This window comes from Streptomyces sp. NPDC047841, from assembly GCF_040704085.1.
GTDB classification, from domain to species: Bacteria; Actinomycetota; Actinomycetes; order Streptomycetales; family Streptomycetaceae; genus Streptomyces; species Streptomyces argyrophylli.
Window position 1 is genome coordinate 288532 of the sequence record NZ_JBEYRP010000010.1, and the last position, 23394, is coordinate 311925.

A 23394-nucleotide genomic window follows, 5' to 3' on the forward strand; every position below is an offset into this window, starting at 1 on the left:
TTCTGGATTTTCATCCCTGGGTCTTCTGGATGGCTTCGCGGAGCACCTGGCGGTCGTCGAAGGGACGGACCACGCCGGCGATGTCCTGGCCCTGCTCGTGGCCCTTGCCGGCGACCAGCACGGTGTCGCCGGCCTGGGCGCGGCCCACGGCGGCGGCGACGGCGGCGGCCCGGTCCTCGAAGAGGAGGACCTCGCCGCGCTCGTGCGCGGGCACGGAGGCCGCGCCCTGGAGCATGGCCGCGAGGATCGCGAGGGGGTCCTCGGAGCGGGGGTTGTCGGAGGTCAGTACGGCCGTGTCGGCGAGCCGGGCCACGGCGGCGCCCATCGGGGCGCGCTTGGTCTGGTCGCGGTCGCCACCGCAGCCGAGGACGACGTGCAGCCGGCCCTTGGTGACCTTGCGCAGCGCCTTGAGCACCGACTCGACGGCGTCGGTCTTGTGGGCGTAGTCGACCACCGCGAGGTAGGGCTGTCCGGCGTCGACGCGCTCCAGGCGGCCCGGGACGCCCGGGACGGCGGCGATGCCGTCGGCGGCGGCCTGCGGGTCGAGACCGGCCGCGGCGAGGGCGACGACGGCGGCGAGGGTGTTCGCCACGTTGAAGGGGCCTGGAAGCGGCGACTTGGCGTGCACGCGCTCGCCGTTCGGGCCGAGGACGGTGAACGTCGAGTCCATGGGGCCGACCTGGACGTCCTGGGCGCGCCAGTCGGCGTCGGGGTGGCCCTCGGCGGAGAAGGTGACGACCGGCACGGTCGCCTCCCTCGCGAGCCGGCGGCCGTACTCGTCGTCGGCGTTGACCACGCCCAGCCTGCTGCGTTCCGGCGTGAACAGCTGCGCCTTGGCCTGGAAGTAGTCCTCCATGCCGGAGTGGAACTCCATGTGCTCCGGGCTGAGGTTGGTGAAGACGGCGATGTCGAAGACGCAGCCGTCGACCCGGCCGAGGACCAGGGCGTGGCTGGAGACCTCCATGGCGACCGCCTCGACGCCCTCTTCGCGCATGACGGCGAACAGGGCCTGGAGGTCGGTGGCTTCCGGCGTGGTGCGCTCGGACTTGATGCGCTCGTCGCCGATGCGGATCTCGACGGTGCCGATGAGGCCCGTCGAACGGGCCGTCTTCAGGCCGCCTTCCACCAGGTAGGCGGTGGTGGTCTTGCCGGAGGTGCCGGTGATGCCGATCTGGAGCAGGTCGCGGCCCGGGTGGTGGTAGATCGTGGCCGCCAGCTCTCCCATCCGGCCGCGCGGGTCCTCGACCACCAGGACGGGCAGCCCGGACGCGGCGGCGCGCTCGGCGCCCGTGGGGTCGGTGAGCACGGCGACGGCGCCCAGGCTCGCGGCCTGGGTGACGAAGTCGGCGCCGTGCAGCCGGGCGCCCGGGAGGGCGGCGTACAGGTCACCGGGGCGGACCGCGCGCGAGTCGTGGGTGATCCCCGTGACCTCGGCGGCGGTTTCCGGCGCGGTGGCACCCAGCTGGCCGGCGAGCTCCGCGAGGGGTGTGGCGGGAAGCGTCGTCGGCCGGGGCAGTCCCGGATATGTCACGGGTTGGCCCTTCTGGGTGATGGGGGACTGATCAGCGTGTGGCACGGCGGTGAGCGTACCGGGCGCACCCGCTCCGGAGCGAAGTGAGGGCCTGTGGGCGCCTTGGTTCCCGGGGTCCGGGGTGATCGTTGTCACGAGCTGGTTCCTGGTGTTTCCGAGGTGCTGATCAGGGCTTGTAGTCGACGGGCAGGCTGGCGGCCTTCGCGCCGGTCGGCGGGACCTGGAGGGTCTTCAGGGCGAACTCCATCACCTGCTTGTAGATGGGGGCGCAGATCTGGCCGCCGAAGTAGCTGCCCGAGGTGGCGTTCTGGATGGCGCAGTAGACGGTGATCCGCGGCTTGTCGGCGGGGGCGAAGCCGGCGAAGGACGACGTGTAGCCGTGGTAGCGGCCGGTGAGCGGGTCCACGCGGTTGGCCGTGCCGGTCTTGCCCGCGACCCGGTACCCCGGGATGCGGGCCTTGATGCCGGTGCCCTGGCCGTCGTCCACGACGGACTCCAGCATCTGCGCGAGGCTCTTGGCGGTCTTCTCGCTGACGACCCGTGTCCGTTCGGGCTTCGGCGCGGGGTCGAAGCGGCCGTCGGCGCCCTTGGTGCCGCGCACCAGGGTCGGCTGGACGCGGACGCCGCCGTTGGCGATGGTCGAGTACACCGAGGCGGCCTGCATCGCGTTGATGGAGAAGCCCTGGCCGAAGGGGATCGTGTACTGCTGCGAGGTGGACCACTTCTGCGGCGGCGCGAGGATGCCGGCGGTCTCGCCGGGGAAGCCGAGCCCGGTGGGGCTGCCGATGCCGAACTTGCGCAGGTAGGAGTAGAGGACCTTGTTGGCCTCGGGCTGCGTCCTGGCGAGTTCGCCGGTGGCCAGGATGGTGCCGATGTTGCTGGACTTGGCGAGCACGCCGTTGAGGGTCAGGTTCCAGGTGCCGTGGTCGACGTCGTCCTGGAAGAGCCGGTCGCCGCGGTGCAGCCGGTTGGGTACGACGACGTGGGTGAGCGGGGTCGCGACGTTCCGCTCCAGCACGGCCGCCATCGACATCACCTTCGCGGTGGAGCCGGGCTCGTAGGCGTCCTGCACGGCCGCGTTGCCCATGGCGTCGCCGTCGGCCTTGGACAGGTCGTTGGGGTCGAAGCCGGGCGAGTTGGCCATGGCCAGGATCTGGCCGGTGCGGGTGTCCTGGACGATGACGTATCCCCGGTCCGCCCGGGACTTCTTCACCTGCTCGCTGATCGCGTTCTGCGCGGCCCACTGGATGTCGCGGTCGATGGTCAGCTCGACGTCGGAGCCGGGCACGGCGGGGGTCTCGGTGGACCCGGCCGTCGGCACCTGGCGCCCGCCGGCCTGGGCGTAGCGGACCTTGCCGTCCTTCCCGGACAGCCGCTTGTCCAGCTCCTGCTCGATGCCGCCGCCGCCCTGGCCGTCGGCGTTGACCCAGCCCAGTATCCCGGCGGCCAGGTCGCCGTTGGGGTACACGCGCTGGCTGCTGGGGTCCGCGAAGACGCCGGCCAGCACGTTGACGGTGGTGCGGTCCGTCTCCGACTTGTGGGTGAGCGCGGTCTTCAGGTCCTTGATCTGCTGCCAGACCTGCGGGGTCTGCCGGGTGGCGAGCCGGGTGTAGCGGGAGTTCCGGTTCGCGGGGCGCAGCTTCTTGACGAGCGTGGCCTGGTCCTGGCCGAGGATCGGCGCGAGCAGCGCCGCGGCCTTCTCCGGGCCGTCGGAGATCTTCAGCTGCGCGGGGCCGAACATCGTCGGGTCGGCCGTGATGTCGTACGCGTCCTCGCTGACGGCGAGGGCGACGCCGTTGCGGTCGGTGATCTCGCCGCGCTCGGCGGCCAGTGTGTGCACCACGTACCGGTTCTGCTCGGCCCGCGCCGTGTAGGAGCTCGCGTCGACGGCCTGGACCTGGAGCAGCCGCACCACGAAGGCGAGCAGCACCAGGGTCAGGGCGAGGCTGACCAGCCGCAGCCGGGGCCGGGGGCTGCCGAGCCGGAGGGGGCGCGACACCGGGGGCCGGGCACCGCCGGAGCGGCGGACCGGCCGGGCACCGGGCGCGGGCTGCCGCCGGACGGCACCCCGCGGCCGGGGAGGCTTGGCGGGCCCGGGCCCGGGCACGCGGCGGCGCGGCGGTTGCCTGTCGGACACTTCCGTCACCTGCCGGGGGTCGGGGTGGGGAGGGACTGGAGGGTGGCGGGCGGCGCGGAGGGCGCGGCCGCCGGGTCGCCCGGGGGCTGGGGCGGCGCGGTGGGGGCCGGGGCGACGGGCGGGCCCGCGGGGAGGGTGACGCCGGCCGGGGTGAGCGGCCCGGGGCCGGCCGGGGCGGTGAGGGCGGCGGGCTCGGGGGCGGCGACGCCGGGGACGCCCTTGACGGTGCCGTCGGGGCCCAGGAAGGCCGGGTCGCCGCCGGGGACCATGCCGAGTTCGCGGGCGCGGCGCTGGAGGGCGTCCGGGGACGAGTAGGCGTCGATGTCGCGCTGGAGGGCCTGTTCCTCGTCGGTGAGGCTCTTCGTCCGCTTCTGCAGGTCGGCGAGTTCGAACGAGCCCTCGCTGAGCGCGGAGTTCAGCACCAGCAGCCCGATGAGGCCGCCGCCGAGGAGCACGACGACGAGCAGGACGAACGGGGTGCGGGCCGCGTGGGCGCGGCCGGCCGGGAAGAGCCGGGCCAGCCGGGCGGCCCTCCCCTTCAGCTCGGGTTTCCTGCTCACTGCTCCCCCGGTGCGTGCGGGACACCGCTCCCCCGGTGCGCGGGGGAACCCTTCCGACCCGTCTCGCTCACTCGACGTCCTCCCGGATGCGCTCGGCACCCCGCAGTCTGGCCGGTGCGGCCCGGCGGTTCTCGGCGATCTCTTCCTCGGTGGGAAGTTCGGCACCACGGGTGAGCAGCTTGAGCCGCGGCTGGTACCGCTCGGGCACGACGGGCAGCCCGGGCGGCGCGGTGGTGGCGGCCCCGGCCGCGAACACCTGCTTGACGAGCCGGTCTTCGAGCGAGTGGTACGACAGCACGGCGATGCGCCCGCCGACGTCCAGGGCCTTCACGGCGGCCGGGACCGCCCGCTCCAGGACCGACAGTTCGCCGTTGACCTCGATGCGCAGCGCCTGGAAGGTGCGCTTGGCCGGATTGCCGCCGGTGCGCTTGGCGGCCTGGGGCAGCGCGTCCCTGATGAGTTCCACCAGCCGCGCACTGTTGCCGAACGGCTCCTTCTCGCGCTCCCGGACGATCGCGGCGACGATCCGCTTGGCCTGCTTCTCCTCGCCGTACGCCCGCAGGATCCGCACGAGTTCGCCGGCCGGGTAGGTGTTGAGGACCTCGGCGGCGCTGATCCCGGTCGTCTGGTCCATGCGCATGTCCAGGGGCGCGTCCTGCGCGTAGGCGAAGCCCCGGCCGGCCTCGTCCAGCTGCATGGAGGAGACGCCGAGGTCGAACAGCACGCCCTGCACGCGCGCGATGCCGAGCCGGTCCAGCACCTCGGGCAGCTCGTCGTACACGGCGTGCACGAGGGTGGCGCGGTCCCCGTGGGCGGCCAGCCGCTCACCGGACAGCCGCAGCGCCTGCTTGTCCCGGTCGAGGCCGATCAGCCGCACGCCGGGGAACCGGACGAGCAGCGCCTCGCTGTGCCCGCCGAGGCCGAGGGTGCAGTCGACCACCACCGCGCCCGGCTGCTCCAGGGCGGGCGCCAGCAGATCCAGGCACCGCTGGAGCATCACCGGGACGTGTCGACTCTGGCTCAAGGGGGCCTCTCAGGGTCCGGCGCAGGATACGCACCGCCGCGGGTCCCCGCCAGCTCGTGAGGGGACGGCCTGCCGGCGCCGGAAGCGTCAGCCGACCGGGAGCGGGAGGAGGCCGAGCCGTACGTACGCGCCGCGCGCGTGGGGAGACGGTCCGGGCGCGTGCCGGGGTCTCCGGGGGTTTCACCAGCGGGAAGAGCCACGCCTCCCGCTTCGCGCCACTTTAGTCCACCCTGTCTCGCGGTCAATCAACCGGCCTGCGCGTCGCGCACCGCGCACGGACCGGGGCGGTCATGCGAACGGATTCGTCCGTCCGGTCGGTCTCGCCCTCCGTGTGGGTTAGCTCACAACACGCCACGATGACGTTCTCCGTCCCCTCTCACAGGACGCCGGAACCCCGGGTGACCAGTAACGTCGTCAGCATGACGACTTCCGCAGCGATGCCCACCGGATCCGAAGGCGCCATACCGGCCGGAGACACCGTGACCGACCGCCTCGTGGAGGCCAACCGGCGGTACGCCGAGGCGTTCACGGACCCCGGCATGGACGCCAGCCCCGTTCTCCACGTCGCCGTCGTCGCGTGCATGGACGCCCGCCTCGACCTGCACAAGGCCCTCGGCCTGCAGCTCGGTGACTGCCACACGATCCGCAACGCGGGCGGTGTGGTCACCGACGACGTCATCCGGTCGCTGACCATCAGCCAGCGCAAGCTCGGCACTCGCAGCGTCGTGCTCATCCACCACACCGGCTGCGGCCTGGAGGCGCTCACCGAGGACTTCCGCAACGAGCTGGAGATGGAGGTCGGCCAGCGGCCGTCCTGGGCGGTGGAGTCCTTCCGTGACGTGGACCAGGACGTGCGCCAGTCCATGCAGCGGGTGCGCACCTCGCCGTTCCTGCTGCACACCGACGACGTCCGCGGCTTCGTCTTCGACGTGCGCACCGGTCTGCTGCGCGAGGTCGACCCGGCCTGATCCGGGGTGCCGGCCCACCGCCCCGGTATGCATTCCGCCGTGCCCGTATCGAAAACACGGTCGAAAAGTCGTAAGACCGGCATCGTGCGGGCAGTTGTCCACAGGCGAGTGACACGAATCGGTAACGGCGGCAAGAATGCGGGGTGTGACGTCACGCGGAACTTTTCCCGCGTGGTGTCCGTGTTTCGGGGTGGGCCGGTTTCGCACGAGAGCGCCGGCCTGGAAAGAACAGGCCGAGGAGGGCCGGGTGACGACCTATGACGATCGAGCGAACCTCACTGAGCTGACCGCCACGGTGGAGCGGGTGCGCGGTTCGGTGGAGGGCGTGATCGAGGGCAAGCCCGAGGTCGTACGACTCGCGCTGACCGTGCTGCTCGCCGAGGGCCACCTGCTGATCGAGGACGTCCCCGGGGTGGGCAAGACGATGCTCGCCAAGGCGCTGGCGCGGTCCATCGACTGCTCGGTGCGGCGCATCCAGTTCACACCGGACCTGCTGCCCTCGGACATCACGGGCGTGTCCATCTGGGACCAGCAGCGCCGGGACTTCGAGTTCAAGCCGGGCGCCATCTTCGCGCAGATCGTGATCGGCGACGAGATCAACCGCGCCTCGCCCAAGACCCAGTCCGCGCTGCTGGAGTCGATGGAGGAGCGGCAGGTCACCATCGACGGGCAGACGTACGAACTGCCCAGCCCCTTCATGGTGGTGGCCACCCAGAACCCGGTCGAGATGGAGGGCACCTACCCGCTGCCCGAGGCCCAGCGCGACCGCTTCATGGCCCGCGTCTCCGTCGGCTACCCGAGCGTGGAGGCCGAGTTGCGGATGCTCGACGTCCACGGCGGGGTCAGCCCGCTGGAGGACCTCCAGCCGGTGGCGCACGCGCACGAGATCGTGAAGCTGGTCGAGGCGGTCCGCGCGGTGCACGTCGCCGAGCCGGTCCGGCGCTACGCGGTCGAACTGGTCGCCGCCACCCGCACCCACCCCGACCTCAGACTCGGCGCCTCCCCGCGCGCGACGCTGCACCTGCTGCGCGCGGCCAAGGCGTCCGCGGCCCTGGCCGGCCGGGAGTACGCGCTGCCGGACGACGTCCAGGCGCTCGCCGTCGCCGTCCTCGCCCACCGCCTGCTGCCCACCGCCCAGGCCCAGCTCAACCGCCGCACGGCCGAGCAGGTGGTGCTGGAGATCCTCCAGCACACCCCGGTGCCCACCGCCCAGCCCCCGGCCCCGCAGAACGGCTTCGGCGGTCTCGGCCGCGTCGTCCCGGCCTATCCCCAGCAGCCCCCGCGGGGTCTGTGATGAGCTCCTGGGGGGCCGGGCCGGCGGAGGCCGACCGCGGGGAGGCGGGCGGGGTCCGTACGGCCCTGGCGGGCCTCACCACCCGGGGCCGCTCCTTCCTCGCCGCCGGGATCGCCGCCGCGATCTGCTCGTTCGTGCTGGGCCTGAGCGAGCTGCTGCGGGTCGGTCTGCTGCTCGCCGTGCTGCCCCTGCTCTGCGCGGCCGTGCTGTACCGCACCCGCTACCGGGTCGCCGCGAGCCGCCGTCTCGCCCCCGCGCGCGTCCCCGCCGGCAGCGAGGCGCGGGTGCACCTGCGCATGGACAACGTCTCCCGGCTGCCCACCGGCCTGCTGATGCTCCAGGACCGGGTGCCGTACGTCCTCGGGCCCCGGCCCCGCTTCGTGCTGGACCGGGTCGAGCCGGGCGGCCGCCGCGAGGTGTCCTACCGGGTCCGCTCCGACCTGCGGGGCCGCTATCCGCTCGGCCCGCTCCAGCTGCGGCTCGCCGATCCCTTCGGCATGTGCGAGCTGACCCGCTCCTTCTCGACGTACGACACCCTGACGGTGATCCCGCGCGTGGCGCCGCTCTCCCCGGTCCGCTTCGGCGGCGAGGCCAAGGGGTACGGCGACGGGCGGCAGCGTTCGCTGGCCCTCGCCGGCGAGGACGACGTCATCCCGCGCGGCTACCGCTACGGCGACGACCTGCGCCGGGTGCACTGGCGGTCCACCGCGCGCTACGGCGAACTGATGGTGCGCCGCGAGGAGCAGCCACGGCGCTCCCGGTGCACCGTGCTCCTGGACACCCGCGGCGGCGCCTACGAGGGCGCGGGCCCGGACTCCGCCTTCGAGTGGGCCGTCTCCGGCGCCGCCTCCGTGCTGGTGCACATGCTGGAGCGCGGCTTCTCGGTACGGCTGCTGACCGACACCGGCAGCGCGGTACCCGGCGAGGGCGCCGACGGGTTCGCGGGCACCGGCCAGGAGACGGCGGACGCGGCCGGGCTGATGATGGACACCCTCGCGGTGATCGACCACTCCGACGGCACGGGGCTGTCCCGGGCGTACGACGTGCTGCGCGGGGGCAACGAGGGGCTGCTGATCGCCTTCCTCGGCGACCTGGACGAGGAGCAGGCCACGACGGTCGCCAAGATGAGCCGGCGCAGCGGCGGCGCCGTCGCCTTCGTGCTGGACCCCGGCACCTGGACCCGGGAGGCGACCGACGTGCCCCGCCCGGGCGACCGGCACGAGCAGCGGCTGCGAATGCTGCGCGAGGCGGGCTGGACGGCGCTGAGCGTGCCGCGCGGCGCCCCGGCCGACGAACTGTGGCGGCAGGCGGACCGGGAGCGCTCCGGGCTGACCGCCGTGACCGGGGAGGCACGGTGATGAGCGGGCGGGCACGGCTGGCCCTGTGCGCGGCGGCGGCCACCCTGATGGCCTCCTGTGCGCTGCTGCCGCTGGTCACCGAACCGACCTGGCTGCTGCAACTGGTCCCGCTGGTGGCCATCCAGACCGGAGTCGGGGCGGCCGCCCGGCGGGTGCCGCTCGGGCGGACGCTGACCGTGGCGGCGCAGGCGCTGGTCACCCTGATGCTGCTGACCCTGGTCTTCGCCCGGGGGCACGCGCTCATCGGGCTGATCCCCGGCCCGGACACCTTCCGGTACTTCGCCGGCCTGCTCCAGCAGGGCACGGACGACGTCAGCCGGTACGCGACACCGGCACCGGTCACCGACGGCATAAAACTGATGCTGATCGGCGGCGCGCTGGTGATCGGCCTGCTGGTGGACACGCTCGCGGTGACGCTGCGCAGCGCGGCCCCGGCCGGGCTGCCGCTGCTCGCGCTGTACTCGGTGGCCGCCGGCCTGTCCGGCGGCGGCGCGGACTGGCTGTGGTTCCTGGTGGCGGCGGCCGGCTATCTGATGCTGCTGCTCGCGGAGGGCCGGGACCGGCTCGCCCAGTGGGGCCGGGTCTTCGGCGGCGCGCCCCGCACCCCGGGCGGCCCGGAGGGCGCCGTGGCACCGGTGCGCACCGGACGCCGGATCGGCGCGGTCGCGCTCGGCGTGGCCCTGGTGGTGCCGCTCGCGCTGCCCACGATCAACGGCGGGCTGTTGGACGCCGCGGGCGCCGGCGTGGGGGTGGGAGGCGGCAACGGGGGCACGATCTCGGCGGTCAACCCGCTGGTGTCCCTGCGCGACAACCTGAACACGAACGACGACCGCCAGGTGCTGACGCTGCGGACGGACACGAACGACATCTCCGACCTGTACCTGCGGATCGTCTCCCTGGACGACTTCGACGGCACCACCTGGAAGCCGGCGCAGCGGCACATCGTCGGCGTGCCGGACAAGCTTCCCACCCCCATCGGCCTGGGGTCGGACGTCGAGCGCGGCAAGGTGACGACGACCGTCACGGCGGCGGGCTGGTACGCGCAGGACTGGCTGCCGATGCCCTACCCGCCGAGCGATGTGAAGATCGGGGGCCGGTGGCGGTACGAGCCCGTCGGGATGACCCTCGTCGGCGACCGCGGCCAGACCACGCGCGGCGAGACCTACCAGGTGACCAGCCTGGACGTGCGGCCGACGGCGGAACAGCTGGCCGCCGCGCCGCAGCCGCCGGCCGCGCTGGGGCGCGAGTACACCAAGGTGCCGCCCTCGCTGCCGAAGGTGGTGGCCCGCACCGCGCGGGAGATCACGGCGGGCGCGAGCAGTCACTACGAGGAGGCCGTGAAGCTCCAGGACTGGTTCGCGGTCAACGGGGGCTTCCAGTACGACACCTCGGTGGAGGTGGGCCGTGGTCCCGGCGCCATAGCGAACTTCCTGAAGAAGAAGCAGGGCTTCTGCGTCCACTTCTCCTTCGCGATGGCCGCGATGGCCCGCACCCTCGGCATCCCGGCCCGGGTCGCGGTGGGCTTCGCGCCCGGCACCCCGCAGGCCGACGGCACGGTCGCGGTGAGCCAGAAGGACGCGCACGCGTGGCCCGAGCTGTACTTCGAGGGCGTGGGCTGGACCCGCTTCGAGCCGACCCCGACCCGGGGCACCACGCCGTCGTACACCCAGTCGGACACGCCGGGCAGCTCGGTGCCGGACGAGGTGCTGCCGTCCAAGGGTGCGTCCTCGGCGCCCTCGGCGGCGGCCTCGCCGAGCGAGAGCTGCGCCGGTGAGCTGCGCAGGCTCCAGGCCTGCGGCAGCGCGTCCGCGGCGGCGGCCCCGGCCCACGAGGACGGCGGCGACGGCTGGTGGTGGTGGCCGCTGACCGGGCTGGGCGCGCTGCTGGTCCTGGCGGTTCCGCTGTCGCCGCTGCTGTGGCGGGAGCGGATGCGCGGGCGCCGGCTGGGCGGGCACGACCGGACGCCGGGGGGCGCGGCGGCGCACACCCTGGCGGCGTGGCAGGAGCTGACCGACAGCGCCTGGGACCACGGCATCGCGCCGGACGAGTCGCTGACTCCGCGCAAGGCCGCCGACCGGATCGTCCGGCTCGGCCATCTCGATCCGGCGGCCGGGGCCGCGGTGCACCGGGTCGCGGACGCGGTGGAGCAGGTGCTGTACGCGCCCGCCCCGCGCCCGGCCGCGGGAACGGCACAGGACGTACGCCGGGTGACCGAAGGGCTGCGGGCCACGGTGAGCACCGGGACGCGGCTGCGGGCCCGGTTCCTGCCCCGCTCCTCGGTGCGGGTGCTGTGGGCGCTCTCGGCCCGCTGGTCAGCCCTGCGAGCCCGCCTCACGGCGGCCCGCCCGGCACTGCGCCGTCCGTCGGACCAGCGAAGCTGAACAGCGGCGCCGTCCGTGCGGCCGGCACACTGAGCACGGACGGCGCGGCCGGCGCCGGGCGGAGCGCGGGCGGCACATGGCTGGACGCGCGGGCCGACGCGGGCACCGAACCCAGAAGGCCCTGACCTGTTCAGGCACCCCGCACGCGTGCCTAGGGCCGCGTGGCTCGGCGGCAGCGCGGCTCATTTCGCGGGCGTGGGGCGGAGGGGCCGGGCACGCGTGAGGGGCGGCCACCGGGTGGTGGCCGCCCCTCACGGATGTCCGCGGGTCCGGCGCAGTGGGAGGAGCGGCGCGGTCAGTGACCCTGTTCGTCCCGGCGGCGCTGCCAGCGCTGCTCGATCCGGTCCATCATGGAGCGCTTCGGCCGCGCCTGGCGGCGCAGGCCGACGGGAGGCTGCTCACCCGGCTTCGGCGCCTTGCGCCAGCCGGTGACGGCCAGCACGGCACAGCCGAGCATGACGAGGAAACCCACCACGCTGACCCAGATCAGCTGCGCGACCATTCCGGCCATGAGGAGCGCGATACCCGCGAGGAAGCCTGCGACCGCCTGGTAGACCCGCCGCCGGGTGTACGTCCGCAGCCCGTTTCCCTCAAGCGCCGACGCGAACTTGGGGTCTTCGGCGTACAGCGCTCGCTCCATCTGCTCAAGCATTCGCTGCTCGTGCTCAGAGAGCGGCACGGAGTCCTCCTCATCGTGCAGTCGCCGGGGGCGACCCGGGGGGTCCCTTCAGGATAGGCAGGGAATCGCCCCCGTGAAACCCGCCCCTCTACGCCAACTGGCCAACCGGAGCCCGTCATGGCCGTCCGACTCGCTGAGGCTTCCATTCCCCGGCGGCCGACCCGTCATGCCGGGCGGTGTACCTCGATCATACGGCGCAAACCCCTCGATCGGGGGGCTTGTGGCGTACTCCATCCGCGCACGAGGCGCTGATCAGCGGCTCGCCCCGGCTGCGCGCCTCCGTCCCCGGGATGCGCTCGCGTGCCGACGGTGATCTCAGGGCTCGTGAGGACCCGTGGTCTCCCCGAGCACGTGGAGCTGGGTGGCGACGGAGTGGAACGCGGGCAGCTCTGCCGCCGCGGCCTCCAGCTTCAGCAGCGCGTCGAGGGCTCCGGGCTCGGTGTCCACCAGCACCCCGGGGACCAGGTCGGCGAAGACGCGCACGCCGTGCACCGCGCCGACCCGCAGACCCGCGCCCTCGACCAGCGCGGTGAGCTGCTCGGCGGTGAAGCGACGGGGCACCGGGTCGCCGGCGCCCCAGCGGCCGTCGGGGTCCTGGAGCGCCTGCCGGGCCTCGGTGAAGTGGCCGGCCAGGGCGCGGGCGAGCACGGCACCGCCGAGGCCGGCCGCGAGCAGGCTGAGGACGCCCTCGGGGCGCAGCGCGGCGACCGCGTTGCGGATGCCCTCGGCCGGGTCGTCCACGTACTCCAGGACGCCGTGGCACAGGACGGCGTCGTAGCCGCCGCGCTCGACCACGTCGAACAGGCCGTGCGCGTCGCCCTGGACGCCCTTGACCCGGCCGGCGACACCGGCCTCGGTGACGCGGCGCTCCAGCGCGAACAGCGCGTTGGGGCTGGGGTCGACCACGGTGACGCGGTGGCCGAGGCGGGCGAGGGGCACGGCGAACCTGCCGCTGCCGCCCCCGGTGTCCAGGACGTCCAGCGCGTCCCGGCCGGTGGCCTTGACCCGGCGGTCCAGGGCGTCCTGAAGGACCTCCCAGACCACCGCCGTGCCGAGAGAGGCGCGAGGACGGGAGGGGTCGGAGCGCAGCGACGTCGTCTGGGGGTGGTCGTGGGAGACGGGCGGGCGCATCGGGTCCGACACGGCAGTTGACTCCTCGGCGGGGCGGGACTTCAGGCGATGTCCACCCTATTGCCTCCACGCCGTGCCTGGTCACCGCGACGACGCCGGGCCACGCGCGCCTCCCGGCGGGGTCCCGTCGTCGGACCGCGTCCGGTCAGCCCGCGTCCGGCAGATCACCTCCCGGACCGGCTCCCCTCCCCCGGCCGCCTCCCCTCCTCGGGCCTTGAACGCCGCCGGTGCCGTCGTCGACGGCGGCGGTGTCACCGGCGGTGTCCTGGCGGGGCTGGGGCAGGACCGGCTGGAGGACCAGCAGCCGCTCCACGATGCGGAGGAACATCTCCACGTCGCGTATCAGGTCGTCGGCGTCCCGCTGCCCGGCCGCTCCCTGGATGCCCGCCTCGGCGCGGGCGCGGCGCGCGGCGCCGGAGGCGAACAGCGCGCTCCACTCGGTCAGTTCCGGGGCGATCTCGGGGAGCACCTCCCAGGCGCTGCGGATGCGGGCCCGGCGGCGCGGGGAGGTCTCGGGCCGGCCCCGGGCGGCGAGCACGGCGGCGGCGGTGCGCAGGGCGGCGAGGTGGGCCGTGGCATAGCGCTCGTTCGGCGTCTGAAGGACGGTGGCCTCCTCCAGTCCGGCACGGGCCTGGGCGAGCAGGTCGAGGGCGGCGGGCGGGGCCGTGGCCCGGCGGAGCACGGGGTGCACGTCGCTCGCCGGGCCGGTCAGTGAGGGGGCAGGGCCGGTGGCGCGGCGCCGGCGGGCGGCGGCTGCGGACGAGTGGGCCATGACGAACCTCCTGTCGTCTGGGTAACGGCATGAATGCCGTATGTGCCCATCGTGCGGTATGCCACTGACAATCCGTTGTGACCTGGGCTTTTGCCTCGATCGTAGGTTCGGGCGTATTTTTGCACTGACCAGTCAGTTCAATTACGGCCCAGGCGGCAGGGGGGCTTGTGGAGGACGTACACACAACGGCCGGCGCGGACGGAACCGCCGGCGCGGGCGCCGCGGCCGGCGCCGCGGTCAGGACCGAGGCGCTCGGGCTCAAGGGGCCGCGGGGATGGGCCTTCCGCGGCGTCACCCTGGACGCGGGGCCCGGCTCGCTGATCGCGATCGAGGGACCGTCAGGCTCCGGCCGCACGTGTCTGCTGCTCGCACTCACGGGACGGATGAAGCCCACCGAGGGAGTGGCCGCCGTCGCCGGGTTCAAACTCCCCCGTCAGATGGCGGCCCTGCGCCGTGTCGGCGCGGTGGCGAACGTGACCGGCGTGACCGACCTGGAGCCGGCCCTCACCGTCGGCGAGCACCTGCGCGAACGGGCGCTGTTGCAAAGCCGGTTCGGTGACTCCCTGCGCCAACTGCTGCGGCCCCGGGCCCAGCGCGCGTACGAGGCGCGGCTGCGCGTCGACGCGGCCCTGGCCGCCGCCGGACTCGACCTGGAGACGCTCCCGAAGGGCTCCCGGACGGCCGTACGCGACCTGGAACGGCCGCAGGAGCTGCGCCTGTCCCTCGCGCTGGCCCTGCTCGGCCGGCCCCTGCTGCTCGGGGTGGACGACGTCGACATGAAGCTCTCGGACGCCGAACGCGCCGAGGTCTGGGACCGGTTGCGGTGCCTCGCGCGCGCGGGCACGACGGTCCTGGCCGTGTGCCGCACCGCTCCCGAGGACTGCGTCAGCGTCTCGACCGAGCCGGAGAAGGAGGACGCCGGTGATGCGCTCACCGAGGCTGGCCGCGCTTGAGCTCAGGCGCTTCGGGCGGGGCAGGCTCCCCCGGGCCGCCCTCGTCGCCCTGCTCGTGCTGCCCCTGCTCTACGGCGCCCTGTACCTGTGGTCGTTCTGGGACCCGTACGGCCGTCTGGACCGCATCCCGGTGGCCCTGGTGAACGACGACAAGGGCGCCACGGCGGGCGGGAAGAAGATCACCGCCGGTGACGACATCGTCGACGGGCTGCGCGACAGCCGGACCTTCGAGTGGCACGAGGTGAGCGACGAACAGGCCCGCGCGGGCGTCGAGGACGGCACCTACTACCTGTCGCTGACCATGCCAACCGACTTCAGCCGCCGGATCGCGTCCAGTTCGGGCGACTCCCCGGAGACCGGCGCCCTGCGGGTGCGCACCAACGACGCGAACAACTACATCGTCGGCCAGATCTCCCGCACGGTCTTCAACGAGGTGCGCTCGGCCGCGTCCACCAAGGCCTCCCGGAGCTTCCTGGACAAGATCTTCGTGTCCTTCTCCGACATCCACGACGAGACCGTCACGGCCGCGCGGGGCGCCGACCGGCTGAACAGCGGGATCGGGAAGGCGGAGAAGGGCTCCAAGGACCTCGCGGACGGGCTGAAGGACGCCAAGGGCGGCAGCGGCAAGCTGGCCAAGGGCCTGAAGAAGCTCGACACCGGCTCGGGCGACCTCCAGGAGGGCTCGCGGCAGGTCGCCGACGGCACCCAGGCGCTCGCCGACAAGGTCGACGGCGTCTACGCCCAGGCGGGCCCGTTCCTGAAGCACAACGAGAAGACCATCGGGGACACCGCCCGGCTGGTCTCCGACTCGGCCAAGGCGGTCAAGGACAACCTGGACGTGCTGGTGAAGCTCGCGCCGGGCGCCGCGAAGACCGCGCACGCCTCCTCCGCCGTCCTGGACGAGGTGTACGACCGGCGCTGCGAGGGCGCGACGGTCCCCGACCCGGCCTGCCCCGAGCTGAAACGGGCCAGGACGGCCGCCGCCGAGGTGGCCACCGTCGCCGACGACCTGAACACGCTGATCGCCGACCAGGACGGCGACCTGAAGACGATGCGGGACAACCTGGGCGCGCTCCAGAAGCAGGCCGACGCCCTCGCCGAGCGCGCACCGCACCTGTCCGAGGACGCCGAGGACGCCGTCAAGAAGATCGACGAGCTGAACACCGGCGCCCACCAGGTCGCCGCCGGCGCCGAGAAGCTGCACACCGGGCTGGGCACCGCCCACACCGGCGCGGTCGCCCTCGACAAGGGCATCGGCACCGCGGAGTCGGGCGCCGAGACCCTCAACGGCGGCCTGTACAAGCTGTCCGACGGCTCCGGGAAGCTCGCCGGCGGACTGCACTCGGGCGCGCGGAAGATCCCGGACTACGACAAGCAGGACCGCGACCGGCGCACCGGCGTGATGGCCGACCCGGTCCAGCTCGCCTCGCACGACCTGCACAGGGCACCGAACTACGGCACCGGCTTCGCCCCCTACTTCATCCCGCTGTCGCTGTGGGTCGGCGCGATGGTGGCCTACATGCTGATCCCGCCGCTGAACCGGCGGGCGCTGGCGGCCGGCGCCTCCGCCTGGCGGATCGCGTTCGCCGGCTGGCTGCCGGTGGTCGCGGTGGGCGTGCTCCAGGTGGCCGCCCTGATGGCCGTGCTGCACTGGGCGGTCGGCCTCCAGATGCTGCGGGCGGCCGGCACGATCGGCTTCCTGTTCCTGGTCACCGCCTGTTTCGCGGCGATCGTGCAGTGGCTGAACGCCCGTTTCGGCGCGGCCGGCCGGATCCTCGTGCTCGCGCTGCTGATGCTCCAGCTGACCTCGGCGGGCGGCACCTATCCCGTCCAGACCAGCCCGGGGTTCTTCAACGCCATCCACCCGTTCCTGCCGATGAGCTACATCGTGGAGGCACTGCGCCGGCTGATCACGGGCGGCGGACTCGGCCCGGTATGGCTGGCGTGCGGCGTGCTCGGGGCATTCACCGCGGGCGCCCTCGCGCTGACCGCCCTCGCGGCCCGCCGCAGCCAGGTGTGGACCCCGGCCCGGCTGCACCCGGAGCTGAGCCTGTGATCCGGGGCGAGCGCCCGCACGCGCGCGTACCTGTGAGAATCGGGGCCATGGAAAGCAGCAGCGCCAAGGCCGGCGGCAGCACGCGCCGCGAGGCCACCCGGCAGAAGCTCTACGAGGCGGCCGTCACGCTCATCGCCGAGCAGGGCTTCTCCGCGACCACGGTGGACGAGATCGCCGAGCGGGCCGGGGTCGCGAAGGGCACGGTCTACTACAACTTCGCGAGCAAGTCCGTTCTCTTCGAGGAGCTGCTCAGGCACGGCGTCGGCCTGCTCACCGCCTCCCTGAAGGAAGCGGCCGAGCAGGCGGCACGCGAGGGCCGCGGCAAGGTGGACGCGCTGGACGCGATGATCCGCGCGGGACTGGTCTTCATCGACCGCTACCCGGCCTTCACCCAGCTGTACGTCGCCGAGCTGTGGCGCACCAACCGGGCCTGGCAGTCCACCTTGATGGTGGTGCGGCAGGAGGCGGTCGCGGTGGTGGAGGGCGTGCTGCGCGAAGGCGTGGCGGCGGGCGAGTTCAGCGACGAGATCGATGTCCAGCTGACGGCGGCGGCACTGGTCGGCATGGTCCTGGTGGCCGCGCTGGACTGGAAGTCGTTCCAGCCGGAGCGCTCCCTGGACGACGTGCACGCGGCCCTGTCCCGGCTGCTCCAGGGGCGGGTCAGCGGCAAGGTCTGAGCGGTGCGCCCGGCCCGGGAGGCGCACCCGGCCCGGAAAGCGCACGCGGAAGGCGCCGGTCCGCTGTGGACCGGCGCCTTCCCCTTTCCCCGTGCCGCCACCGGGGTTCCCCCGTTCTCCCCCGTTCCTCCCGGTGGCTCCCCCGTACTTCCCTCCCGTACTCCCCGGTACGGGCTCCCCGTCGCGGACCCCCGTGGTGGTCGTCCCCCGAGGCCCCCGTGCCTCGCTTCCGCCGACGGATCGGCGGAAGGAGCGGCCAGGGGGCGGGCGCCGTTCCGCCGCCCCGTGCCGGCGGTGCCGGGCCGCCCCCCTCTGCCGTGCCTCCACTCTCCCGTCCGCACGGGTTCCGGCCCATCCGCGCGCGTACTCATCTGGCCGTCTGAGTACGCGTACTCAGCCGTCCGCGCGCGTGCCCGCGCCTGTGCTCCGGCGTCTGGCTACGATCGCGTGCGTGTCCGTACTCCCTCTGGTCTTCACGAGCGGCTGGGCCAGCGGCGTCAACGCCTACGCGGTGGTGCTGCTGCTCGGCCTCTTCGGCGCGACCGGGGTCGCCGACGACGTCCCGCAGACGTTGCAGCGCCCCGAGGTGCTGATCGTCGCGGGCGCGCTGTTCCTGTGCGAGGCCGTCGCCGACAAGATCCCCTACGTCGACTCGCTGTGGGACTCCGTGCACACGGTGGTCCGTCCGCTCGCCGGTGCCTGGGTCGGGGCGCTGCTCGCCGGGCAGAGCGGCTCGCTCTCCGATGTGGCGGCCGGCCTGATCGGCGGTTCGACGGCGCTGGCCAGCCACGCCGTGAAGGCCGGGACGCGGATGGCGGTCAACACCTCGCCCGAGCCGTTCAGCAACATCGCGCTGAGCCTCGCCGAGGACCTCGGGGTCGGGGGCATCGTCACGTTCGCGGTGTTCCACCCGGAGGCGGCGGCGGTCATCGCGGCCGTCCTGCTGGCCGGCGGGCTGGCGACCCTGCTGTTCCTCGTCTCCCGCATCCGCCGCTTCCTGCGGCGCCGGGCCCAGCGCCGGGAGGAGCGGCGTCTCGCCTCGCGGGCCCCCTGACCTGCGCCTGAGCCGCCCCGCGGCCGGGCTGTCGGTGGCGGTCGATAAAGTCACGGGCATGGCACGGATTGCGGTGATCGGCGCCGGGATGGGCGCGATGGCGGCTGCCGCCCGGCTGGCCGTCGCGGGCCACCGGGTGACGGTGTACGAACGGACGGAGACGTACGGCGGCGCGGTGCGCCGGTTCGAGCGGGACGGGTTCCGCTTCGACACGGGCCCGGGACTGCTGACGCTGCCCGCCGTGTACCGCGACCTGTTCGTCAAGACCGGCAGGGAACCGCTGGAGGACCGCGTCGAGCTGGTCCAGGTCGACCCGTCCGCGCGGCACGTCTTCGCGGACGGCACGCGGGTGTCCCTGCCCAACGCCTCCCGCGCCGGCGTCGTCGCGGCCCTGGACGAGGCGCTGGGCGCGGGGGCGGGCGAGCGCTGGGGCGACTTCCTGGTGCGGGCCCGCGAGGCCTGGGACCGCACCCGCCGGCCGCTGCTGGAGGAGCCGCTGTGGCCCAACTGGCAGGTGCTGGCCGGCAAGGAGCCGTATCCCGGCACCACGTACAAGCGGCTGCTGGGCAGGCGCCGCGTGGCCAGTCTGTCCGAGATCGGCAGGCGGGAACTGCGCGACCCCCGGCTGGCACAGCTGCTGGACGGGTACGCGCTCGCGTACGGCGTCGACCCGGGCACCGCCCCGGCGAGCGCGGCCGTGCTGCCCTACATGGAGCACGCCTTCGGCACCTGGTACGTGCGCGGCGGCATCCGGGAGCTGGCGGACGCGGTGTACGAGCGGTGCCGGGAACGGCGGGTGGAGTTCGTGTTCGGCGCCGAGGTGACCCGGATCCTGGAGAAGGACGGCCGGGCGGCCGGGGTGGAGCTGGCCGGGGACACCTCCCGGGCGCCCGGCTCCGGGGGAGGGACGGTGGCCGAGGCGGACTTCGTGGTCGGCCAGGGCCCGTGGAGACTGCGCGGCCTGACGGGCCGGCAGGTGTACGGCGCCGAGGCCGTCGCGCCCCGGCCGGAGGACCGGTATCCGGGCCGGGTGGTCGTGTGCCTGGCGCTGCGCGGGGCACGGGAGCCGGGCGCGGTGCACCGCACGGTGGTGCACGCGGCCGACGACGAGGGCGATCTGGATCTGCTGCGGCACGGGCTGCTGCCCGACCTGCCGACGACCGTCGTCGACCGGCCGGACGACCCGGCCCTGCGCCCCGACGGGGAGCACGAGAGCGTGGTGCTGACGGCGACGGTGCCCTCGGCGACGGAGTACGACTGGGCGGCGCCCGGTGCCGCCGACGCCTTCGCGGACCGGATGGCCGCCGCCGCCGAGCGGGCCGTGCCGGGGCTGCGCGAGCGGGTGCTGTGGCGCGAGGTCCGCACGCCGCTGGACACCGAGCGGGAGACGGGAGCCGTGGGCGGTGCCGTGCCGCCGCCCGCGCTGGCCGCGCCGGAGGGGGTGCTGCATCCGGCCAACTCCACGGCCCTGGAGGGCCTGTTCGCCGTCGGCGGCTGGTCCCACCCGGGCGGCGGCCTCCCGCACGCCGGCATGTCGGGCGCGCTGGTGGCCGGCCTGATCGTGGAGGGCCCGGAGTTCCGCGGCTCGCAGTGAACGGGCGCCGGTGAACGGCGGGTTCACGCTGGACGGGCCCGGGTGAGGCCCAGGGCCCGACCGTCAGAAGCGGTACTGCTCGTCGTAGCCGGCCCCGGACTGCGGCTGCTGCCCGCCCTGCTGGTGGGGATACGGCTGTTCCTGCGGGAGTTCGCCGCCGTAGGTCTCGTCGGTGCGCTGCTGCGGCACCCACACCCCGCCGGCCGGGGTCTCGCCGTAACCGCCGGTGGCGTACGGGTCCTGCGCGTAGCCCTGCTGCTGACCGTACTGCTGGGCGTATCCCTGGTCGTAGGAGCCGTGGGGCTGGCTGCCGATGTACGGGTCGGAGTAGTTGGCGTACCCCTGCTGGGCCGCGCCGTCGTAGGCGTAGCCCTGCGGCTGGCCGTAGCCGGAGTAGTCGTAGGCGTAGCTCGGCTGGTCGCCCTGCGGGGCGGGGTGCGCGTGCGCGGGGTCGCCGTACACGCCGTAGTTGCCGGTGTCGTCGGGGAGGGGCTGCGGCTCGTAGACGGCGGTGGTCTCGGCGGCGGTGGGGTCGGCCGCGCGGGCGGCGGGGGTGAAGACGTCGTCGCGGTCGTAGTCGTCGTCGTAGTCGCCGTGCGCCTGGCCGTGGCCGTAGGGCTCGTGGCCGGTGGCGCCGGGGTCGCCGTCGTCGGCCGCCGGGGCGGACTCGGGGTCGGCGCCCTGCGGGTCCGGCGCGTGCCGGTCCGCCCGGCCGCGGCGCCGCTTGCTGCCGGCCGCCGCCTCGGGGCCGGGCCGCTTGACCGCCCAGCCGGAGGCGAAGCCGCGGCGGAACGACAGCGTGACGTAGGTCTGGCCGACCGCGAAGGCGATCGCGCCCAGCCCGATCACGATGACGGACGGCATCAGCACGCCCACCACGACGCCGAGGAAGCCGCCGAAGGCGAGGAGGCGCCAGCGCAGCCGCGCCTTGTACTGCAGCAGTACCTCGCCCAGCAGCCACAGCGCGACGCCGCCGAACGCAATGTAGAGGACCGTCCAGCCCATGTACGCCCCTCTCCCAGTGGCCGCTACGCAGTGTGTCGTATCGCGATGCGGCCGGTCTAGGCCTGCGGGGGGTGGTGCAGGCCCAGGTTCTCGTAGATTTCCAGGGTCGCCGTGGAGTTGTTGAGCGTGATGAAGTGCAGTCCGGGCACTCCCTCGGCCAGCAGCCGCGCGCAGAACTCCGTGGCGAAGTCGATACCGATGGAGCGTACCGCCGCCGGATCGTCCTTCGCTGTGAGGATCCGCTCTTTCAGGGCGTCCGGGACAAGGGCGTTGCTGAGCTTCGGCAACCGTTCCAGCATCTTCACACTGGTGACCGGCAGGATTTCCGGGATGACCGGCGTCCCGCAGCCCGCGGCCGCCACGCGGTCGCGCAGGCGCAGATACGACTCCGGCTGGAAGAACATCTGCGTGATGGCGTAGTCGGCGCCCGCACGGCACTTGTCCACGAAGTGGGCGACGTCGGTGTCCCAGTCCGCGGAGCGCGGGTGCATCTCCGGGAACGCGGCGACGCCCACGCAGAAGTCGCCCGACTCCTTGATGAGCCGGACGAGTTCGGCCGCGTAGGTCAGGCCGCGGGGGTGCGGCACCCACTCGCCCATCGGGTCGCCGGGCGGGTCGCCGCGCACGGCGAGCATGTTGCGGATGCCGGCGTCCGCGTACTGGCCGATGATGTTGCGCAGCTCGGCGATGGAGTGGTCGACCGCGGTGAGGTGGGCGACCGGGGTCAGCGTGGTGTCCGCGACGATCTGCTGGGTCTCCTTGACCGTGCCCGCGCGGGTGGATCCGCCGGCGCCGTAGGTCACGGAGACGAAGTCGGGGGCGACCGCCTCGACCCGCCGGAGCGCGCTCCACAGGTTCCGCTCGCCCTTCGGGGTCTTCGGCGCCGAGAACTCGAACGAGTACGTCGTCTTGCCGGTGGCGAGGATGTCGCGCACGGTGCGCGCGCGATCAGTCCTGGTGGATGCGGTTCCGAGGGCCATACCGGCAGGTTAGCCAGGGGTGGGCGGTCCCCCAACCGGATGTCGGCAATTTGCCCGATTTGCCGCTCTCCTGTCCAGCAGGTGGACAGAACGGCCCTCGGACCTGCCGTTCGGAGGCCCTAGCGGGCGTCCCGCAGCCGCTTCGCGAACTCAGCCGCAGCCGCGCCCGGGTCGTCCGCCCCGGTGATCGCGCGGACCACGACCACCCGGCGGGCCCCGGCGTCGAGCACCTGGTCCAGGTTGCCGAGGTCGATGCCGCCGATGGCGAACCAGGGGCGGTCGGTGCCGAGGGACGCCGTGTAGCGGACCAGGTCCAGGCCGGGGGCGTGGCGGCCGGGCTTGGTGGGGGTGGGCCAGCAGGGGCCGGTGCAGAAGTAGTCCACGCCGTCCTGGACGGCGGCGGCCGCGGCCTCCGCCTCGGCGTGCGTGGAGCGGCCTATCAGCACCCGGTCGCCGAGGATCGCCCGGGCCGCGGGGACCGGGAGATCACCCTGGCCGAGGTGGAGCACGTCGGCGCGGGCGGCATGGGCGACGTCCGCCCGGTCGTTGACCGCGAGCAGCTTGCCGTGCCGGGCGCAGGCGTCGGCGAAGACCTCCAGGTGCTCCAGCTCCTCGGCGGCCTCCATGCCCTTGTCCCGCAGCTGCACGACGTCGACACCGCCGGCCAGGACCGCGTCCAGGAACTCCGGCAGGTCGCCCTGGCGCGTGCGGGCGTCCGTGCACAGGTACAGGCGGGCGTCGGCGAGCGCGGCGCGGGCGGTGTCGGACATGCGGGGTCCCCCCGTGGTCGGTGTCCCTGGCGGTGGTGCGCGGTGGCGTACGGGCGTCCGGCCCGCACGCCACCTGCCTGCTGCGGATCGGCTCAGACGGCGAGCGCCTGGGCGCGGCGCTTCACCTCCGTGCCGCGATTCTCGCTCAGGGCCTGCGCGGGGGTGCCGGGCAGGGTCGGGTCGGGGGTGAAGAGCCATTCGATCATCTCTTCGACCGTGAAGCCGTCGTCCCGCAGGAGCGTCAGGGTCCCGGCCAGGCCCTTGACGACCTTGTCCCCGTCGATGAAGGCGGCGGGGACGTGCAGCGCCCTGTTCTCACCCCGGCGTACGGCGATGAGCTGGCCCTCCTTGACCAGCTGCCGGACACGCGTCACCTCGACACCGAGCATGTCGGCGATGTCGGGCAGGGTGAGCCAGGCGGGGACGAGAGCATCGATCTTTGCGTCAATCTCGGTCACGCTCCCTAGCCT

The 23394-nt window shown here is 73.7% G+C and carries 20 protein-coding genes; 9 read left to right on the plus strand and 11 right to left on the minus strand.

Features of this window, described 5'->3' with window-relative positions:
- Window positions 1-10: 10 nt before the first annotated feature.
- The 4 genes from AB0947_RS18825 to rsmH all read right to left on the minus strand — a co-directional run bounded on the left by AB0947_RS18825 (window position 11) and on the right by rsmH (window position 5252).
- On the minus strand, window positions 11-1666 hold the full coding sequence (locus AB0947_RS18825; RefSeq protein WP_366751434.1) for a UDP-N-acetylmuramoyl-L-alanyl-D-glutamate--2,6-diaminopimelate ligase: 1656 nt from the start codon (window positions 1664-1666) through the stop codon (window positions 11-13).
- A gap of 31 nt (window positions 1667-1697) precedes the next feature.
- Window positions 1698-3668: a penicillin-binding transpeptidase domain-containing protein gene (locus tag AB0947_RS18830; protein WP_366751435.1), complete on the minus strand. Its 1971-nt coding sequence runs from the start codon at window positions 3666-3668 to the stop codon at window positions 1698-1700.
- Between the two features lie 5 nt (window positions 3669-3673).
- Window positions 3674-4228, minus strand: coding sequence for a septum formation initiator family protein (locus tag AB0947_RS18835; RefSeq protein ID WP_366751436.1), 555 nt, complete (start codon window positions 4226-4228; stop codon window positions 3674-3676).
- Between the two features lie 67 nt (window positions 4229-4295).
- Window positions 4296-5252, minus strand: a complete 957-nt coding sequence (gene rsmH / locus AB0947_RS18840) for a 16S rRNA (cytosine(1402)-N(4))-methyltransferase RsmH (RefSeq protein WP_366751437.1) — start codon at window positions 5250-5252, stop codon at window positions 4296-4298.
- A 419-nt stretch (window positions 5253-5671) separates the two neighbouring features.
- On the opposite strand from rsmH, the gene AB0947_RS18845 reads away from it, so the two are divergent.
- The 4 genes from AB0947_RS18845 to AB0947_RS18860 all read left to right on the plus strand — a co-directional run bounded on the left by AB0947_RS18845 (window position 5672) and on the right by AB0947_RS18860 (window position 11253).
- Window positions 5672-6220, plus strand: coding sequence for a carbonic anhydrase (locus AB0947_RS18845; protein ID WP_366751438.1), 549 nt, complete (start codon window positions 5672-5674; stop codon window positions 6218-6220).
- A 247-nt stretch (window positions 6221-6467) separates the two neighbouring features.
- The gene (locus AB0947_RS18850) at window positions 6468-7514 is read left to right on the plus strand and encodes a MoxR family ATPase (protein WP_366751439.1); all 1047 of its coding nucleotides are present in this window, start codon (window positions 6468-6470) and stop codon (window positions 7512-7514) included.
- Window positions 7514-8872, plus strand: coding sequence for a DUF58 domain-containing protein (locus AB0947_RS18855; protein WP_366751440.1), 1359 nt, complete (start codon window positions 7514-7516; stop codon window positions 8870-8872). Before AB0947_RS18850 ends, AB0947_RS18855 begins: the two co-directional genes overlap by 1 nt.
- On the plus strand, window positions 8872-11253 hold the full coding sequence (locus AB0947_RS18860; protein WP_366751441.1) for a DUF3488 and transglutaminase-like domain-containing protein: 2382 nt from the start codon (window positions 8872-8874) through the stop codon (window positions 11251-11253). The genes AB0947_RS18855 and AB0947_RS18860 overlap by 1 nt, the downstream gene beginning before the upstream one ends.
- Before the next feature lie 295 nt (window positions 11254-11548).
- On the opposite strand, the gene AB0947_RS18865 is transcribed toward AB0947_RS18860, so the two are convergent.
- From AB0947_RS18865 to AB0947_RS18875, 3 genes are all read right to left on the minus strand, one after another.
- Window positions 11549-11932, minus strand: coding sequence for a DUF3040 domain-containing protein (locus AB0947_RS18865; protein ID WP_366751442.1), 384 nt, complete (start codon window positions 11930-11932; stop codon window positions 11549-11551).
- Window positions 11933-12247: 315 nt separating this feature from the next.
- Window positions 12248-13075, minus strand: coding sequence for a methyltransferase (locus AB0947_RS18870; RefSeq protein WP_366751443.1), 828 nt, complete (start codon window positions 13073-13075; stop codon window positions 12248-12250).
- Between the two features lie 133 nt (window positions 13076-13208).
- The gene (locus AB0947_RS18875; protein ID WP_366751444.1) at window positions 13209-13835 is read right to left on the minus strand and encodes an SAV_6107 family HEPN domain-containing protein; all 627 of its coding nucleotides are present in this window, start codon (window positions 13833-13835) and stop codon (window positions 13209-13211) included.
- Between the two features lie 167 nt (window positions 13836-14002).
- Here AB0947_RS18875 and AB0947_RS18880 point away from each other — a divergent pair, with 167 nt between their 5' ends.
- The 5 genes from AB0947_RS18880 (at window position 14003) to AB0947_RS18900 (ending at window position 20169) form a co-directional block, all read left to right on the plus strand.
- Complete coding sequence (locus AB0947_RS18880) at window positions 14003-14788, plus strand: ATP-binding cassette domain-containing protein (protein ID WP_366751445.1); 786 nt, start codon at window positions 14003-14005, stop codon at window positions 14786-14788.
- Complete coding sequence (locus AB0947_RS18885) at window positions 14760-16844, plus strand: YhgE/Pip domain-containing protein (RefSeq protein WP_366751446.1); 2085 nt, start codon at window positions 14760-14762, stop codon at window positions 16842-16844. The genes AB0947_RS18880 and AB0947_RS18885 overlap by 29 nt, the downstream gene beginning before the upstream one ends.
- 47 nt (window positions 16845-16891) lie before the next feature.
- Window positions 16892-17521, plus strand: coding sequence for a TetR/AcrR family transcriptional regulator (locus AB0947_RS18890; RefSeq protein WP_103815274.1), 630 nt, complete (start codon window positions 16892-16894; stop codon window positions 17519-17521).
- A gap of 451 nt (window positions 17522-17972) precedes the next feature.
- Window positions 17973-18575, plus strand: a complete 603-nt coding sequence (locus AB0947_RS18895) for a DUF4126 domain-containing protein (RefSeq protein WP_366751447.1) — start codon at window positions 17973-17975, stop codon at window positions 18573-18575.
- Window positions 18576-18633: 58 nt separating this feature from the next.
- Window positions 18634-20169 (plus strand): NAD(P)/FAD-dependent oxidoreductase, encoded by a 1536-nt coding sequence (locus tag AB0947_RS18900; protein WP_366751448.1) that lies wholly within the window; start codon window positions 18634-18636, stop codon window positions 20167-20169.
- 63 nt (window positions 20170-20232) lie between these two features.
- On the opposite strand, the gene AB0947_RS18905 is transcribed toward AB0947_RS18900, so the two are convergent.
- The 4 genes from AB0947_RS18905 to AB0947_RS18920 form a co-directional block, all read right to left on the minus strand.
- Window positions 20233-21174: a hypothetical protein gene (locus tag AB0947_RS18905; protein ID WP_366751449.1), complete on the minus strand. Its 942-nt coding sequence runs from the start codon at window positions 21172-21174 to the stop codon at window positions 20233-20235.
- A gap of 56 nt (window positions 21175-21230) precedes the next feature.
- Window positions 21231-22154, minus strand: coding sequence for a methylenetetrahydrofolate reductase [NAD(P)H] (gene metF, locus AB0947_RS18910; RefSeq protein WP_366751450.1), 924 nt, complete (start codon window positions 22152-22154; stop codon window positions 21231-21233).
- Window positions 22155-22273: 119 nt separating this feature from the next.
- Complete coding sequence (gene thiE, locus AB0947_RS18915) at window positions 22274-22924, minus strand: thiamine phosphate synthase (protein WP_366751451.1); 651 nt, start codon at window positions 22922-22924, stop codon at window positions 22274-22276.
- Between the two features lie 92 nt (window positions 22925-23016).
- The gene (locus AB0947_RS18920) at window positions 23017-23382 is read right to left on the minus strand and encodes an Rv2175c family DNA-binding protein (protein WP_366751452.1); all 366 of its coding nucleotides are present in this window, start codon (window positions 23380-23382) and stop codon (window positions 23017-23019) included.
- Window positions 23383-23394: the final 12 nt, after the last annotated feature.

Bases quoted from the DNA above. Each gene is read 5' to 3' on its own strand.
- AB0947_RS18855 (WP_366751440.1), top strand. From the start codon at position 7,514: ATGAGCTCCTGGGGGGCCGGGCCGGCGGAGGCCGACCGCGGGGAGGCG.
- metF (WP_366751450.1), bottom strand. From the start codon at position 22,154: ATGGCCCTCGGAACCGCATCCACCAGGACTGATCGCGCGCGCACCGTG.
- AB0947_RS18905 (WP_366751449.1), bottom strand. From the start codon at position 21,174: ATGGGCTGGACGGTCCTCTACATTGCGTTCGGCGGCGTCGCGCTGTGG.
- AB0947_RS18900 (WP_366751448.1), top strand. From the start codon at position 18,634: ATGGCACGGATTGCGGTGATCGGCGCCGGGATGGGCGCGATGGCGGCT.
- AB0947_RS18845 (WP_366751438.1), top strand. From the start codon at position 5,672: ATGACGACTTCCGCAGCGATGCCCACCGGATCCGAAGGCGCCATACCG.
- AB0947_RS18875 (WP_366751444.1), bottom strand. From the start codon at position 13,835: ATGGCCCACTCGTCCGCAGCCGCCGCCCGCCGGCGCCGCGCCACCGGC.
- thiE (WP_366751451.1), bottom strand. From the start codon at position 22,924: ATGTCCGACACCGCCCGCGCCGCGCTCGCCGACGCCCGCCTGTACCTG.
- AB0947_RS18860 (WP_366751441.1), top strand. From the start codon at position 8,872: ATGAGCGGGCGGGCACGGCTGGCCCTGTGCGCGGCGGCGGCCACCCTG.
- AB0947_RS18890 (WP_103815274.1), top strand. From the start codon at position 16,892: ATGGAAAGCAGCAGCGCCAAGGCCGGCGGCAGCACGCGCCGCGAGGCC.
- AB0947_RS18885 (WP_366751446.1), top strand. From the start codon at position 14,760: ATGCGCTCACCGAGGCTGGCCGCGCTTGAGCTCAGGCGCTTCGGGCGG.